General features: G+C 63.6%; 14 protein-coding genes. 12 read left to right on the top strand and 2 right to left on the bottom strand.

Annotation, left to right across the window (positions count from 1 at the left end):
* Nucleotides 1-265: 265 nt before the first annotated feature.
* The gene (locus tag P4U43_RS11790) at nt 266-1,159 is read right to left on the bottom strand and encodes an SDR family oxidoreductase (protein ID WP_277358907.1); all 894 of its coding nucleotides are present in this window, start codon (nt 1,157-1,159) and stop codon (nt 266-268) included.
* 151 nt (nt 1,160-1,310) lie between these two features.
* On the opposite strand from P4U43_RS11790, the gene P4U43_RS11785 reads away from it, so the two are divergent.
* Together P4U43_RS11785 and P4U43_RS11780 are read left to right on the top strand one after the other, a co-directional pair.
* Nucleotides 1,311-2,267 (top strand): TIGR03885 family FMN-dependent LLM class oxidoreductase, encoded by a 957-nt coding sequence (locus tag P4U43_RS11785; RefSeq protein WP_277358906.1) that lies wholly within the window; start codon nt 1,311-1,313, stop codon nt 2,265-2,267.
* Nucleotides 2,267-3,940, top strand: coding sequence for an alpha-amylase family protein (locus tag P4U43_RS11780; RefSeq protein ID WP_277358905.1), 1,674 nt, complete (start codon nt 2,267-2,269; stop codon nt 3,938-3,940). The genes P4U43_RS11785 and P4U43_RS11780 overlap by 1 nt, the downstream gene beginning before the upstream one ends.
* 157 nt (nt 3,941-4,097) lie before the next feature.
* Here the strand turns inward: P4U43_RS11780 and P4U43_RS11775 are convergent, their stop codons facing one another.
* Nucleotides 4,098-4,910 carry an SGNH/GDSL hydrolase family protein gene (locus P4U43_RS11775; protein WP_277358904.1) on the bottom strand — a complete coding sequence of 271 codons (813 nt, stop codon included), beginning with the start codon at nt 4,908-4,910 and terminating at the stop codon, nt 4,098-4,100.
* Between the two features lie 109 nt (nt 4,911-5,019).
* On the opposite strand from P4U43_RS11775, the gene P4U43_RS11770 reads away from it, so the two are divergent.
* From P4U43_RS11770 to P4U43_RS11725, 10 genes are all read left to right on the top strand, one after another.
* Nucleotides 5,020-5,856, top strand: coding sequence for an SDR family oxidoreductase (locus tag P4U43_RS11770; protein WP_277358903.1), 837 nt, complete (start codon nt 5,020-5,022; stop codon nt 5,854-5,856).
* Between the two features lie 103 nt (nt 5,857-5,959).
* A complete protein-coding gene (locus P4U43_RS11765) occupies nt 5,960-6,316 on the top strand; it encodes an ArsR/SmtB family transcription factor (protein ID WP_277358902.1) in 357 nt (118 codons plus the stop codon).
* Entirely contained in the window at nt 6,313-6,801 is a 489-nt protein-coding gene (locus tag P4U43_RS11760; RefSeq protein WP_056545077.1) for an SRPBCC family protein, read from the top strand. Before P4U43_RS11765 ends, P4U43_RS11760 begins: the two co-directional genes overlap by 4 nt.
* A 107-nt stretch (nt 6,802-6,908) precedes the next feature.
* Entirely contained in the window at nt 6,909-7,532 is a 624-nt protein-coding gene (locus P4U43_RS11755; protein WP_277358901.1) for a flavin reductase family protein, read from the top strand.
* A 64-nt stretch (nt 7,533-7,596) separates the two neighbouring features.
* Nucleotides 7,597-8,718: an alpha/beta hydrolase family protein gene (locus tag P4U43_RS11750; RefSeq protein WP_277358900.1), complete on the top strand. Its 1,122-nt coding sequence runs from the start codon at nt 7,597-7,599 to the stop codon at nt 8,716-8,718.
* Nucleotides 8,719-8,967: 249 nt separating this feature from the next.
* Nucleotides 8,968-9,912: a carbohydrate ABC transporter permease gene (locus tag P4U43_RS11745; RefSeq protein ID WP_277358899.1), complete on the top strand. Its 945-nt coding sequence runs from the start codon at nt 8,968-8,970 to the stop codon at nt 9,910-9,912.
* Nucleotides 9,902-10,840, top strand: a complete 939-nt coding sequence (locus P4U43_RS11740) for a carbohydrate ABC transporter permease (RefSeq protein ID WP_277358898.1) — start codon at nt 9,902-9,904, stop codon at nt 10,838-10,840. Before P4U43_RS11745 ends, P4U43_RS11740 begins: the two co-directional genes overlap by 11 nt.
* A gap of 48 nt (nt 10,841-10,888) precedes the next feature.
* Entirely contained in the window at nt 10,889-12,193 is a 1,305-nt protein-coding gene (locus P4U43_RS11735) for an ABC transporter substrate-binding protein (RefSeq protein ID WP_277358897.1), read from the top strand.
* 54 nt (nt 12,194-12,247) lie between these two features.
* On the top strand, nt 12,248-13,561 hold the full coding sequence (locus P4U43_RS11730) for an ABC transporter substrate-binding protein (protein ID WP_277358896.1): 1,314 nt from the start codon (nt 12,248-12,250) through the stop codon (nt 13,559-13,561).
* Between the two features lie 24 nt (nt 13,562-13,585).
* On the top strand, nt 13,586-15,094 hold a 1,509-nt coding region (locus P4U43_RS11725; protein WP_277358895.1), incomplete at its 3' end, for a DUF6807 family protein.

Below are 15,094 nucleotides of genomic sequence, written 5' to 3'. Positions count from 1 at the left end.
CCCGACGGAAGGGAAGTAATAAGCACACTTATTTTCGCTGCGAAGGCGTTCCAAGAATTTCCCAAGGTGCGTTCGCCATAGTGAAGGCGCAGGACAGAGGAGGGCGAGACCACCTTCTCCTCCTGCCGGCACTGGCATTGCCAGAGCCCCCCCGAGCGGGGCCGTCCCGTTTCCCCGACTGAGACGGCCCCGCCCGGGAATCACTCCGGATGCTCTCTTCTCCCGATGCTGCAGAGCGGCCCCACAGCGGCGCGCACAAGCCGGGTTACGGCGTCGGGCTCCCACCGTTGACGTTCAGGGTTTCGCCAAGCACGTAACTCGACTCGGGCGACGCAAGGAAGACATACGCGGGCGCGAGCTCGGTGGGCTGGCCGGCACGTCCCAGCGGGGTGGACTTTCCGAACTCGGGCAGAGCATCCTTCGGCTGCCCATCCGAGACCTGCAGCGGTGTCCAGAAAGGACCGGGCGCGACGGCGTTCACGCGGATGCCGCGCGGCGCCAATTGCTGGGCGAGGCCCTTGGTGAAGTTGTTGATTGCAGCTTTGGTGCTGGCGTAGTCGAGGAGGGTGGGCGACGGGTTGTAGGCCTGGATCGACGTGGTGTTGATGATGCTCGACCCGGCCGGCAGGTGCTTCAGCGCTTCCCGAGTGATGCGGAAGAACGAGTAGATGTTCGTCTTGAACGTGTGGTCAAGCTGCTCGTCGTCGATGTCCTCAAGCCGCTCCACCGCGATCTGCTTGCCCGCGTTGTTGACGAGGATGTCGAGGCCGCCCAGGCCCTCCACCGCGCTTGTCACCAGTTCCTTGCAGAACTCGCCGTCCTTGATGTCGCCGGGCAGCTTTACCGCCGTGCGGCCGCACTCTTCAATCAGGCGCACAATCTCGTCGGCGTCCGCCTCTTCCTCCGGGAGGTAGGAGAGCGCGACGTCGGCGCCTTCCCGAGCGAAGGCGATAGCCACGGCGGCGCCGATCCCGGAATCCGCTCCCGTGATCAACGCCTTCCTGCCTTCCAAACGGCCGGTGCCGCGGTACGACTCCTCCCCGCGGTCGCTTTGTGGTTCAAGCTGCTGGTCGAGCCCAGGCTCCGGCTGGTCCTGCTTGGGCGGAGAGATCTCGGGAAACCGGGTCACAGGGTTCTGGAAGGTGTACTGATCGCTCATGCTTTCCTCCTGGTACATATGGAAGTTTGGGCAACACCCTTGAGGGGCTCTCTGCCGTACAGCTAGGCTCGACACATATTGCTAAGCCTACTGATCACACTAGGACGGACCGGTTCACCCGTTCAAGAGCCGCCAATGGAAAGGTCCGCGCATGCCCCTCATCGGATTTCACGCCTCACACGAACAGATAGCCCCCGCACAGCTCCTCGCCGATGTGCAGTTCGCTGCGCAGGCTGGTTTCGACGCCGCTATGTGCTCCGACCACTTTGAGCCGTGGTCCGCGGTCCAGGGTCACTCAGGTTTTGCCTGGTCATGGCTGGGAGCCGCGCTTGCCACCACCAACCTGCGCTTCGGCGTCGTCACTGCCCCCGGCCAGCGCTACCACCCCGCCATAATCGCGCAGGCAAGCGGCACGCTGGCGAGCATGTTTCCCGGCCGTTTCTGGGCAGCGCTGGGCAGCGGGGAGAATCTGAACGAACACATCACGGGCGATTCCTGGCCCGCCAAAGAGATCCGACAGCAGCGCCTGGAGGAGTGCATAGACATCATCCGCCGAATGCACGACGGCGAGGAGGTTACCCACCGCGGCCTGGTCACCGCAGAACAGGCGCGGCTCTGGGATGCGCCGGAGGTCAAACCACCCTTGATAGCCCCGGCCGTGAGTGTCGAAACCGCGGCGCGGAGCGCCGGTTGGGCTGACGGACTGGTGACCGTGAACCAGCCGCACGAGAAGCTGACGGAAATGATCACTGCTTACCGGAGCAACGGCGGCCAGGGCAAACTCATCCTTCAGGTACACCTCTCCTGGGCACCTACCGAGGATGAAGCTCTCGAGGTGGCGCGCGTCCAATGGGGATCAAACTCCCTGACCCCACCCACTACGTGGGATCTCGCCCGCCCGTCCGACTTCGAGGAGGCAACCCGGGAAGTCACCGAGGAGCAGCTTCGAAGCACCGTACAAATCTCAGCAGATCTCGCGGTCCATGCCCAACGATTGCGGGAGTTCGCAGACCTCGGCTTCGATGAGCTGTACCTGCACTACGTGGGGACGGAGCAGAAGCCGTTTATTGAGGCCTTTGCCGAGCATGTCCTGCCGGAGGTCCGCTGATGCGCGTCACGGACACCTCGGACCTCTGGTGGAAGAACGCCGTCATCTATTGCCTGGACATCGAGACGTTCTGTGATTCCGACGGCGACGGCGTGGGTGACTTCGCCGGTGCTGCCCAGCGGTTGGATTATCTCGCTGAACTCGGCATTACGTGCATCTGGCTGATGCCGTTCTATCCTTCGCCGCAGCGTGATGATGGGTACGACATCGTGGACTTCTACGGCGTAGATGGGCGGCTGGGCTCCCTCGGCGATCTGGTGGAGTTCATCCGTACTGCCAAGGACCGCGGGATGCGCGTCATTGCGGATCTGGTGGTCAATCACACCTCCGATCAGCATCCCTGGTTCACGCAGGCCCGCTCCTCGAAGGACAACCCCTACCGCGACTTCTACGTCTGGCGATCAGACCCGCCGCCGGATACCTCCAGCGAGGTGGTGTTTCCGGACAAGGAGAACTCCATCTGGAGCAAGGACCGGAAGACGGGTGAGTGGTATCTGCACCGCTTCTATTCGCACCAGCCGGACCTCAATGTTTCGAATCCCATCGTGCGCGACGAGATCGCCAAGGCAATGGGCTTCTGGCTGGAACTCGGCCTTTCGGGATTCCGCGTGGACGCTGTGCCGTTCTTCCTCGAGACGAAGGGCATTGATCATCAGGCCGGGGATCCGCACGACTACCTGCGCAACCTCCGCCGGTTCCTCTCCCGGCGCACCGGTGACGCGGTGCTTCTCGGTGAGGTCAATCTGCCCTACGAGCAGCAGGTTGAGTTCTTCGGGGATGCCGCTGATGAGCTCAACATGCAGTTCGACTTCGTGACCATGCAGCAGATGTACCTGTCCTTGGCCCGGGGCGATGCGCGCGCGCTGGCACGTACTCTCGCGGACCGGCCCTCGATCGATCCCGACAGCCAGTGGGCCACGTTTGTCCGGAACCATGACGAACTGACCCTGGACAAACTGCTGGACTCCGAACGGCAGGAAGTTTTCGACGCCTTCGGACCCGAGAAGAACATGCAGGTGTACGGCCGCGGCCTCAAGCGGCGGCTCCCTCCCATGCTGGGCGGGGATCCGCAGCGTATCCGCATGGTGTATTCGCTGCTGTTTTCCCTACCCGGGACGCCGGTGCTCTTCTACGGCGAGGAGATCGGGATGGGCGAGAACCTGGCAGCCGAGGGCCGGCTGGCAGTACGCACCCCGATGCAATGGACAGATGAGGACAGCGCAGGCTTCTCCTCCGCGCCGCCGGACAAGCTGGTGGCACCTCTCGTGGAAGGCGATTTTGGGCCCGGCCAAGTCAACGTGGTGGCCGCAAGGCGGGATCCGTCTTCCCTGCTCAGCTTCATGGGCATCCTGATCCGCCGCTACCGGGAATGCCCTGAGCTGGGCTGGGGAACCTTTTCGCTGATCGACACCCCCAACCCCGCTGTGCTGGCCCACCGTTGTGATTGGGAGGAGAACTCCCTGTTCATCTTCCACAACTTTGCGGCCGAGCCCGCCGAAGTGTCGGTGAAACTGAACGACGGCGATGTGCCGAGCGGTGGCGGCATCCTCACGGACCTGCTCGAGGACACCCGCACGGAAATCCAGCCGGGCGAGACGCTCACGGTGGAACTTCCCGCCTACGGATACCGGTGGCTGCGGATTCAGGTTCCGGGTGCCGGCCGCCCGTGGTGAGTGCAGCGAAAGTAGCTCTAGAAAATGGTGACGAAGAAGCCGGCTCCGATGGAGGCCACCATGGCGATAACGACGAGCCAGACAATCGGGGTGCGGTACTTGTTGATGAAAGTCATGATCAATCCAGTGTACGGAAAAGAGGCCAAAGCACGTCGTGCTAGTCCCTGCACGCACGGCGTGCGGCATGTTCAGCTGCCAGCCGCTTCAACCCGTCTGCGGGGCGGATGGGCACCGGCCAACGCGGTTCAAGGTCATCTCCGAGGGTTACGTTGCGCAGCCGCCGTCCGAACATCGGGATCACCCACTCGCCCCACCACACTGATTCCCGGCGGAGCAGCTCGGTCATGGTCAGCCGCTGCCGGGGCCGCAGCGGCTTGGACGTGAGCGTGTGGTCGATGCCGAGCTCGCGCAGTACGTGGGCGGCCATGTTCCTGTGGCCTGCCGGTGACATGTGAAGCCGGTCGATATCCCAGAAACGAGGGTCGTGATACTCATCGAAGCACCAGTAATCCACAAGGAGTGCGCCGTACGTTTCGGCGATCCGGCGGACGTGGTCGTTGTAGATCCAGTTTCGGCGTCGCATCGGTTCGAGGACCGGGTGGAGCCGCACGTCAAAGCCCGTGAAAAGGAGCGGGCGGGCACCGGCGGCCGCGATGCGGGACACCATGTCCTCGTAGGTCTCCATGAGCGGGGTGATGCTGGCGCGCAGTTCGAGGATGTCGTTTCCGCCGGCGTACACACTGACAACGGTGGGGTGGAGGTCGAGTGCAGGCTGCAGCTGTTCGTCGACGATCTGCCGAAGCCGCTTGCTCCTGATCGCGAGATTGGCGTAACGCCAGCTCGAGTCCTTTTTGCTCAACTGTTTGGCCACGCGGTCCGCCCAGCCACGGACGCCGTTGGGATAGCGGGAGTCCCAGTCCCCCACTCCCTCCGTGAAGGAATCACCGATTGCGACATAGAGTCTCGACACCGCTCCACGGTAGGGATGACGGACGACGTCCCTTCGTCGTCCATGTTTCGCTGCGGGAAAGTCAGGGTGAATTCGGAATATTGGAGCTTGATCGCGCGCTCAACCCAACATGACTCCACGACTCGCAGTTACCGGCTCAACCGGACACGTCGGCGGCGAAGTAGCCCGCCTCCTGTCCAGCGCAGGATATGAACAGAAACTCATTGTTCGGGACCCGGCGCGGGCGCCCTATCTGCCGGGAGCGAAGCTTGCCCAGGCCAGCTACGCCGAGCGGGAGGCCGCGGTTGAGGCGCTGCGCGGGAGTGAGGTGCTGTTCATGGTGTCCGGCGCCGAAGCCCAGGACCGCGTGGATCAGCACCGTACCTTCATCGATGCCGCCGCCGAAGCCGGGGTTCAGCACATCGTCTACACCTCCTTCCTTGCCGCCGCGCCGGACGCAACCTTCACGCTGGGCCGGGACCACTGGGCAACGGAGGAGCACATCCGCAACTCCGGGATGGCCTACACATTCCTTCGCGACAACTTCTACCTCGATGTACTGCCCCTCTTCGCTGGGAACGAAGGCGTACTGCGCGGACCTGCCGGCGGCGGCCGGGTGGCAGCAGTGGCACGGACAGACGTGGCGCGTGCCGCCGTCGTCGTGCTTGAAAATCCGGGGGCGCACGTAGGGCGGACGTGGGATCTCACCGGCCCCGAGGCTCTCTCGCTCAGCGAGGTTGCCGCAATCATCACGCGGGTGACCGGCCGCCCAACCCGCTACGAGGAGGAGACGGTCGAGGAAGCCTATGCCTCGCGCGCCCCCTACGGCGTGCCGGACTGGCAGCTAGACGCGTGGGTCAGCACTTACACGGCGATTGCCTCCGGCCAGCTGGAACGGACGACGACGGCGGTGCAGGAACTCACCGGGTCAGCACCACTGGATCTTGAGACACTGCTCACGAGGTAAGGCCCCTGCGTCCGCCCCGGTGCCGGGAACGATCCTTGACTCCGTGACGCGGCAGGTCTACCGTTTTATTCAACCAATTTGTTGATAAAGGAAATAGTTGACCATGGACGTGGACGCTGATCGTCTGGATCGGGCCTTCATGGCTCTGGCAGACCCGGCGCGCCGCAGCATCATCGCTCATCTCAGCCGGGGCCCGGCAACCGTCAACGAGTTGGCTGCACCGTTCAACATCACCAAGCAGGCAATCTCCAGGCACATTCAGGTCCTTGAACAGGCTGAACTGGTAACCCGCTCGCGTGATGCCCAGCGTCGCCCCGTGCACCTGAACCCCGCACGGCTGGAGTCGCTCACCGCGTGGATTGACCAATACAGGCTTACCCGTGAGAGCCAGTTCCGCGCACTCGATGATCTACTCGGATCTCAGGCCAGAGATGGCCATTCACCCAAGGACCAACCATGAGCAATCCACTGAAGCTTTCCGTGCCGGAAGGCGTTCCCTACATTGACGTCGAGCGGGAGTTCGATTTCCCGGTCGAAGCCGTCTTCGAAGCCCACCGGGATCCCGCGATGATCGCGAACTGGCTCGGGCCTCGCGGAATGAAGGCGGAGATCGACCACTATGATTTCCGCACCGGCGGCAGCTACCGCTACACCCATGTCAGCCCGGACGGTGAGCGCTATGACTTCAGCGGCGTGTTCCACACCGTGCGGGACAACGAGTTCGCTATCCAGACCTTCGAGTTTCTCGGCTACCCCGACGTCGTCAGCATTGAGTTCCTGACCTTTGAGGACCTGGGCGGCGGGCGTTGCAAGCTCGTCGGCCATTCCGTTTATCCCTCCCAGGAGGCCCGGGACGGCATGGCGCAGTCCGGCATGGAAGGCGGCATGACCGAGGGCTATGAGCGCCTTGATGAACTGCTTGCAAGCCTTCCCTCGCGTGCTTGATGCCGAGCGTCCCACTCGAAGACGGGTTTCACTGGGAGTGTCTGGACATTCCCAGTGAAACCCGCAATCCAGTGGGATGCTGCACCGCCGCACCTTAGGCTCGGTACATGCGCAGGGACATCTATCGCGACCAGCACTCAGCCGCCGCGTTCTACAAACTCTTGACAGCGACGGTTGTGCCGCGGCCCATAGCGTGGGTGGCGTCGCGGTCGGAGAACGGTGTCGATAACCTCGCACCGCATTCCTTCTTCACCGTCGCGTCAACAGACCCCCCGATCATCCAGTTCACGTCTGTCGGCGAGAAGGACAGCCTGCGAAACATCCGTGCAAGCGGCGAATTCACCGTGAACTTCACGCCGGAGAACCTGTTCGAGCGCGTCAACGCAACGGGCACCGCGTTCGAGCCGGAGGTGAGCGAGTTCGACGCCGCTGGCGTGCAACGCGAGGCGAGCACCCTGATCAGCACACCGCGCGTATACGAATCTCCCGTTGCGCTGGAGTGCCGTCTGCACAGTCTCATTCCCGTGGGGAACTGCACCCTGATCCTGGGTGAGGTGGTCCACGCAGCCGTCTCCGAACAGGTGCTCGACGGCGATCACCCCCGCGTGGATCTACTCGAACCGTTGTCCCGCCTCGGCCGGGACGAATGGGGAACTCTCGGCGAGGTGCGCCGGATCCGGCGAATCCCCCTTGAGGACTGGCCCGGCTCATTCTTGGCAGACGGTCAATGATGGTCGCAGGAAACCCTGCCGCCCGGTTCGGGGCCCGGCCCACCTCATGCTCCGCGGACCGTCGATGACGCCACCCCCGAGCCCGATCGCCGGCTTCGAGGACTGGCCCGCAGCTCTGCGGCAACTCGGTAGACACGAGGGACACAACACCGCGAGCGCCAGTCTTGCCCAAGCCCTCGGCGTACCCGCACCCATCCCCGCACCGCCCGTCACGGTGCGCCGCGCTCAAGTGTTCGACGGCGTCGAGCTGCAGGAACTTGAGTGGCAGTTGCCGTACGGTCCCCTCACGAAGGGCTACTTGCTGGCGCCTGCAGGAACGAAGGGCCCCCTTCCCGGCGTTCTGTGGTTGCACTGTCATGCCGGCAACAAGTGGTTGGGTGCAGAGCGCTTGATCGACGCCGGCGCTGAGACCAGCGCCGACGTGGACGCGCTTCAGCGGAACCTCTACTCAGGCCACGCCGTCGCCAACGACCTGGCTCGCGCAGGCTTCGCCGTGCTGGTCCACGATTCCTTCAGCTGGGGCAGCCGGCGGTTCCTGCTCAATCCGCCACCGGAACGCGTAGCTGAGGGGCTCGACGCACGGCGGGCGCTCTGGCATCAGGAAGGCGTGCAGCCAACGCCATCAATGGAGTACAACGCCGCTGCGGCCCTCCACGAACACACAATCGCGAAGACCGCAGGCCTGCTCGGCACCAGCTACGCCGGAATGGTGGCCTTCGAAGATCTGGTTGCGCTGGATGTCCTGCGCACCCTGCCTTGCGTCGAGAAGGAACGTGTCGGCGTCGGCGGTTTCTCGGGTGGCGGAGGCCGGGCGCTGGTGCTGTCGGCCCTTGCGCCTCAGGTGTGTGCCGCCGTCGTCTGCTGCATGATGACCACCTTCGAGGGCCTCGCTCCTTCCCACCTGGACGCTCACTCGTGGCTGCTCGCCACTCCGGGGCTGTCGCGGTTGTTCGACTGGCCGGAGCTCACGGCCGTCAACACCGCGTGCCGCTACCTCGTCCAGTACGCCGGTGAGGATCCACTTTTCACACCCCAGGGCATGCACGACGCCGACGCGGTGTTGGGTGCCCTCGCGCACGATGCGCCGGGTCGCTATACCGGATCCTGGTACGACGCCGGCCATGTGGTCACTGTTGACATGCTTCAGGACGCCCTGACGTTTCTGGCTGATTCCCTCAGCAACTGATCATTCCCTCCCTTTCATAAGGTCCGGCCGGCAATTGCGATGGCATGTGACGGCGTGAGCCCTACTGGAAAACGTTTTCCTTGACGTGTGGTGCATCACACACTAGGGTCGTTTGCAGTCCCGAGAAAGCGTTTTCTCGGATTGCCAGCAAGAGCCCTACAACCCGACAGAAGGTTCCCATGAAGCTTCCGAACGACGCGTTCGCGGCGGCGCCGGAATGCGCCCGCCAGATCGCGGAAAGGAGCGGTGATGTCAGCTCTGAGTGAGATGTCCCGGCTGAAGAAAGAGCCGCGAGGAAAGAAGCGGAAGCTGACAGCTGCCGAGAGGAAGGAGGAGCTGGTTTCCTACCTGTTCCTCGCTCCCTGGCTGGTGGGCCTGGCCCTCATCACAATCGGCCCCATGGCGGCGTCGCTGTACCTTTCCTTCACCGACTACAACCTCCTCCAGCCACCGGAATGGACCGGACTGGACAACTACCTTCGGATGTTCGAGGACACCCGGCTCCAGAACTCCCTGGGAGTGACCTTCCTCTACGTCTTTGTCTCCGTTCCCCTCCAGCTCATTGCAGCACTGGCACTTGCTCTGATCCTGGACCGCGGCATGCGGGGCCTGAGTTTTTACCGCTCGGTCTACTACCTGCCGTCCCTGCTCGGTGGCTCCGTTGCCATCGCAGTGCTGTGGCGGCAGATCTTCGGAACCTCCGGGCTCATCAACCAGCTTCTGGCACTGGTCGGTATCGAGGGCATGGGGTGGATCGCTGATCCCTCCACTGCGCTGGGCACGCTGATGGTGCTCAACGTCTGGACGTTTGGCGCACCGATGGTGATCTTCCTGGCCGGTCTCCGCCAGATCCCCACCATGTACTACGAGGCAGCGGCAATGGACGGCGCATCGAAGGTGCGCCAGTTCACCACCATCACGGCCCCGCTGCTGACCCCAATCATCTTCTTCAACCTGGTGCTCCAGATCATCGGTGCTTTCCAGTCCTTCACCCAGGCGTTCGTCGTTTCCGGCGGCACCGGCGGCCCCGCGGACTCAACGATGTTCTTCACGCTGTACCTCTACCAACAGGGCTTCGGCAACTTCAATATGGGGTACGCCTCGGCCATGGCGTGGCTGCTGCTGCTCATCATTGCGGCCTTCACCTTCATCAACTTCATCGCCTCGAAATGGTGGGTGTTCTATGACGACTAATATCGCGCCCCAGACCAACACAGCCCCTGCGGCCACCCGAACGCCGACAAAAGCGGCACCGCCGGTCCGCCGGAAGAAGCGAAACGACGAGGAACTGAGCGGAAGCATCGGGAGCCGGTTGCTGAAGCACATTGTGCTCATCGCTTTCGGCATCATCATGCTCTACCCGCTGCTGTGGATGCTGGTGAGCTCGCTCCGGCCGAATGACGAGATCTTCCGGGAGGCCGGCCTCTGGCTCACCACCTTCGAGATCAGCAACTACACGGAAGGCTGGAACGCCCTTCAATCACCGTTCGGGCACTACATGATCAATTCGATGATCGTGGTGGTCGGCTCGATCATCGGCAACCTGGTGTCCTGCTCAATGGCCGCCTACGCCTTCGCCCGGCTGAAATTCCGCCGTCGTAACCTGCTGTTCGCCATCATGCTCATGACGATCATGCTGCCCATTCACGTGATCATCGTGCCGCAGTACATCATCTTCTCGGAGCTGGGCTGGGTGAACACCTTCATTCCGCTGGTGCTGCCCAAGCTGCTTGCCACGGACGCGTTCTTCGTGTTCCTCATGGTGCAGTTCATCCGCGGGCTGCCGAAAGAACTGGACGAAGCGGCGCGGATTGACGGCTGCGGCCATGTGCGGATCTTCACCCGCATCATCCTTCCGCTGATGATGCCGGCACTGGCAACAACCACGATCTTCACCTTCATCTGGACGTGGAACGACTTCTTCAGCCAGCTGATTTACCTGACCGACCCCGAGATGTACACGGTGCCCGTTGCCCTGCGCTCCTTCGTGGACAGCACCGCCACCTCCTCCTGGGGCTCAATGTTCGCCATGTCCATCGTCTCCCTCCTGCCCGTCTTCCTGGTGTTCCTGTTCGGCCAGAAGTACCTGGTCAAGGGCATCGCCACCACAGGCATCAAATAGACCGCTCCGGTCACAAGACAACAACTCGAAAGATTGGAAAGAGATTCAATGAAGAAGTTCTCGCGTCCTGCCCGCACCCTTACCGCAGCCTCCCTCGCCGCGGTCCTCGGACTATCGATGGGCGCCTGCGGAAACGGCGGAAGTGAATCCGCCGGCGACGGCAACCTCCGCTTCTCCTGGTGGGGCTCGGACCCACGCCACGAAGCCACGCAGGAAATCATCGATATCTACGAATCGAACAACGAGGGCGTCACCGTAGCCGGTGAATTCTCAGACTTCTCCGGCTACTGGGACAAACTGGCGACGACGACGGCCGGCCGGGATGCGCCGGATGTCATCACGATGGACGAGAAATACATCATGGAATACGCCGGCCGCGGCGCCCTGACTGACCTTACCGAACTCGAAAACCTCGACCTGTCCAAGTTCCCTGAGGCCGCACTGGACCTTGGGCGTTACGAAGACGGCGTATACGGGCTGAGCACCGGCCAGAACGCCTACTCCGTGATGGTCAACGCGGACCTCTTCGCTGAAGCCGGCGTCGAAATTCCGGATGACAGCACCTGGACCTGGGATGACTACTACGAACTCTCGGCCACGATCAGCGAGAACCTGGGCGAGGTTGCGGGAACCGACTACGGCGCACTCGACGGTGACCTGCGCATCTGGCTGCGCCAGAACGGCGAGAAGCTCTACAGCGAGGATGAGCCGGGCACCGTGGGCTACTCGCAGGAGAGCCTGCTCTCCTGGTTCGAACATCTGCTCCACGTCCGCGACACCGGTGGCGGCGTCAGCGCCGCGCAGTTCACCGAGGCTGCTGCCGGCACCTTCGAGGCCGAGAACTTCCCGACCAAGAAGACCGCCATGGGCTGGTACTGGTCCAACCAGCTCGGCGCCCTGCGTGCCGCCACCGGTGACGACATCCGCATTCTCCGGGTGCCCTCGCCGTCCGGCAACGCCGAGGACAACGGCATGTACTACAAGGCCTCCATGTACTGGTCCGTCTCCAGCCAGTCCGATGACCAGGCAGCCGCAGCGGACTTCGTGAACTTCCTGGCCAATGATCCCGCGGCCGCCGAGAAGATGCTCGTGGACCGCGGTGTTCCCGCCAACCCGGACATGGCTGCAGCGATTGAACCGAAGCTCGATGAGTCCCAGCAGACGGTTGTCTCCTTCCTCGAGGAGATCGAGCCCGAGGTTTCCGACTCGCCGAAGCCCTCCCCCATTGGCGCAGGAACCGTCCAGGAGACCATCGTCCGCTACGTCGGTGAGGTCCTGTTCGACAACCTCACCCCCGAGGAAGCAACCGAGCAGTTGACCGCTGAAATCGAAGGCATGATCAGCGCAGCCTGACCACGCAGCATCGGACCGAACTGCTATTCACCCGATAAGACAGGAAGAGATTCAATGAAGAACTTCTCTCGCTCGACGCGAACTCTCACAGCTGCGGCTGCCGCGGTTGTGCTCACGGTGTCACTGGGCGCCTGCGGCAACGGCGGCGGCGGTGACAGCGCCGCAGCAGGTGACGGGAATCTCCGCTTCTCCTGGTGGGGCTCGGATCCACGCCACGTGGCGAACCAGGAGATCATCGACATGTTCGAGGCCGAGAACGAGGGCATCACCATCGAGGGTGAGTACTCCGACTTCGGCGGCTACTGGGACAAGCTCGCGACGACGACGGCCGGCCGGGATGCGCCGGATGTCATCACGATGGATGAAAAGTACCTGCAGGAGTATGCCGGACGGGGAGCGCTTGCGGACCTCAGCACACTGGAGGGCCTTGATACGTCGAAGTTCGACGACGCCGCCCTCAACCTTGGACGTTATGAGGACGGCCTGTACGGGCTGACCACCGGTCAGAACGCCTACGTGATCATGGCAAACCAGGACCTGTTCGCGCAGGCAGGCATGGAACTCCCGGATGACACCACGTGGACGTGGGACGACTACTACCGCATCTCAGCTGAGCTGACTGAGAAGCTGGGCGGGGACATCGTCGGCACCGAGTATGGCGCCCAGGACGTCGACCTGCGGATCTGGCTCCGCCAGCAGGGTGAAAACCTCTACAACGAGGATGAACCCGGCACGGTGGGCTACTCGCCGGAAACTCTGACCGCCTGGTTCGAACACCTCCTGGAGGTGCGCGACGGCGGGGGCCCGAGTGCCGCCCGCTATACCGAGGAGCTGTCGGGATCCTTCGAAGCCGGCGGTTTCGCCACCAACCGCGCGGCAATGGGTTGGTACTGGTCGAACCAGCTGTCGGCTGTGGAGTCCGCCAGCGGCAGCGAAGTGACCATGCTTCGTCCGCCGTCGGAGTCAGGTAACGCCGCTGAGAACGGCATGTACTATAAGGCCTCGATGTACTGGTCCGTCTCCAGCCAGTCCGATGACCAGGAAGCTGCCGCCGAGTTCGTGAACTACCTTGCGAACAACCCTGAGGCTGCGAAGAAGATGCTCGTTGACCGCGGGGTACCCGCAAACCCGGACATGGCCGCCGCCATCGCCCCCGAGCTGAACGAAACCGATCAGACGGTGGTCGACTTCCTCGAGGAGATCAGCCCCGACATGGCTGCGGCACCGCTGCCCTCCCCGGTTGGTGCCGGTGGCGTCCAGGACACGGTCAAGCGTTACGTCTCCGAGGTCCTCTTCGACAACCTGACTCCGGTTGAGGCAACGGAGAAACTGACCGCCGAAATCGAAGGGATGATCAGCGCAGGCTGATTGTCCCGGAACGGAACATTGATCATGCTTGACCCCGCATCCCGTCTGACGCCTTCCCGGCACAGAACAGGAAACCCCGTCGCTGACGGCCCCGCCCGCGTTGCACGCGTTGCCCTGGTGGGCGTTCATGGCTTCGGTGCCCGGCACCTCGACAACCTTCGCAGGTTGGAGGACGACGGCGCCGCTCGGCTGGTTGCCGTGGCGGACCCCCGTCCGCCCGAGGACGGGACGCTGGGTGCCGGGGTCGGTGTGTTCAACAATCTGGAGGACCTTCTCGCCGCAGGGGTGGCGCCCGACGTCGTCGTTATTGCCACCCCCATCCAGGCGCACGCGCCGCTCGCCCATGCGGCGATCGAGGCGGGCGCGGATGTCTACGTCGAGAAGCCTCCGGTGGCGTCGATGGAGCAATACGACTCGCTCCTCGCCGCTGCCGACACAGCAGGCGTTGCCGTGCAGACCGGGTTTCAAAGCCTGGGTTCGGCGGCGCTTGACCGGCTCGACGATCTCGTGGCATCGGGAACGCTGGGTTCGGTTCGGGGCGTCAGTGCGCTGGGTACGTGGGTGCGGACCCGGGGTTACTTTGGACGTTCCCGCTGGGCGGGGAAGCGGACGCTGGACGGAGTGGACGTGGTCGACGGCGTGGCCACCAATCCGCTTGCCCATGCGGTTGCGACCGCCCTTCGTGTGGCCGGTGCACGGAAGTCGTCCGACGTGGCTACCGTCGAGACGGACCTGTACCGGGCCCACGACATCGAGTGCGATGACACGTCCACCATCCGGGTTCGGACGGCGTCCGGGACGGTGGTCATGCTCGCACTCACCCTGTGTGCCGCGGAGCAGACGCGACCCAGCGTCACGCTCCACGGCACGCAGGGAACCGCCGTGCTGTATTACACGGAGGACGAACTGGCCGTCACCACGGCGGAGGGCACCGTCATTGAGCACTTTGGGCGCGCCAACCTGCTGAAGAATCTGCTCGAACACCGGGCGTCCGGCACTCCCCTGCTCAGCCCGCTCGCCTGCTCCGGCGCGTTCATGCGGGTGCTCGACGCCGTCCGGCTGGCCCCACCGCCGCAACCCATTGATCCCTCGTACGTCACCTGGATCGGCGACGGCGACGAAGCCCATCCCGTGTTGCACGGCATCGAGGAACTCCTGCAGCGGGCGTGTCTCGCCCAGGCGACTATCGGTGAACTGGGCCCGGGCTGGGCGCGGCCGTCGTCGTCGTCCGTGTCGCCGTCGTCCTTACCGCTTGTGCTGGACGGCCGCGAGGTCGGGTCCTACCGGGACGGCACCGCCGTCTCTCCCTTTCTTTCGCCGCGCCCCTACCTGCATCCCGTCACAACGCGTCGCGGCGTAACCGTCACCGACCACTTCCCCGCAGACCATGTGTGGCACTTGGGAGCCGGCGTTGCCGTGCAGGACGTCGACGGCGTCAACCTCTGGGGCGGCCGAACCTACCGTCGCGAGGCGCAGGGCTACGTGTGGCGCCCGGACCACGGCCGGATCACCCGCACGGGGCTGGCGCAGCAC

The organism is Arthrobacter vasquezii (assembly GCF_029455255.1).
Lineage (GTDB): Bacteria > Actinomycetota > Actinomycetes > Actinomycetales > Micrococcaceae > Arthrobacter_D > Arthrobacter_D parietis.
The sequence above is the reverse complement of the archived record's forward strand: the minus strand, read 5'-3'. Positions and strand labels throughout refer to the sequence as shown.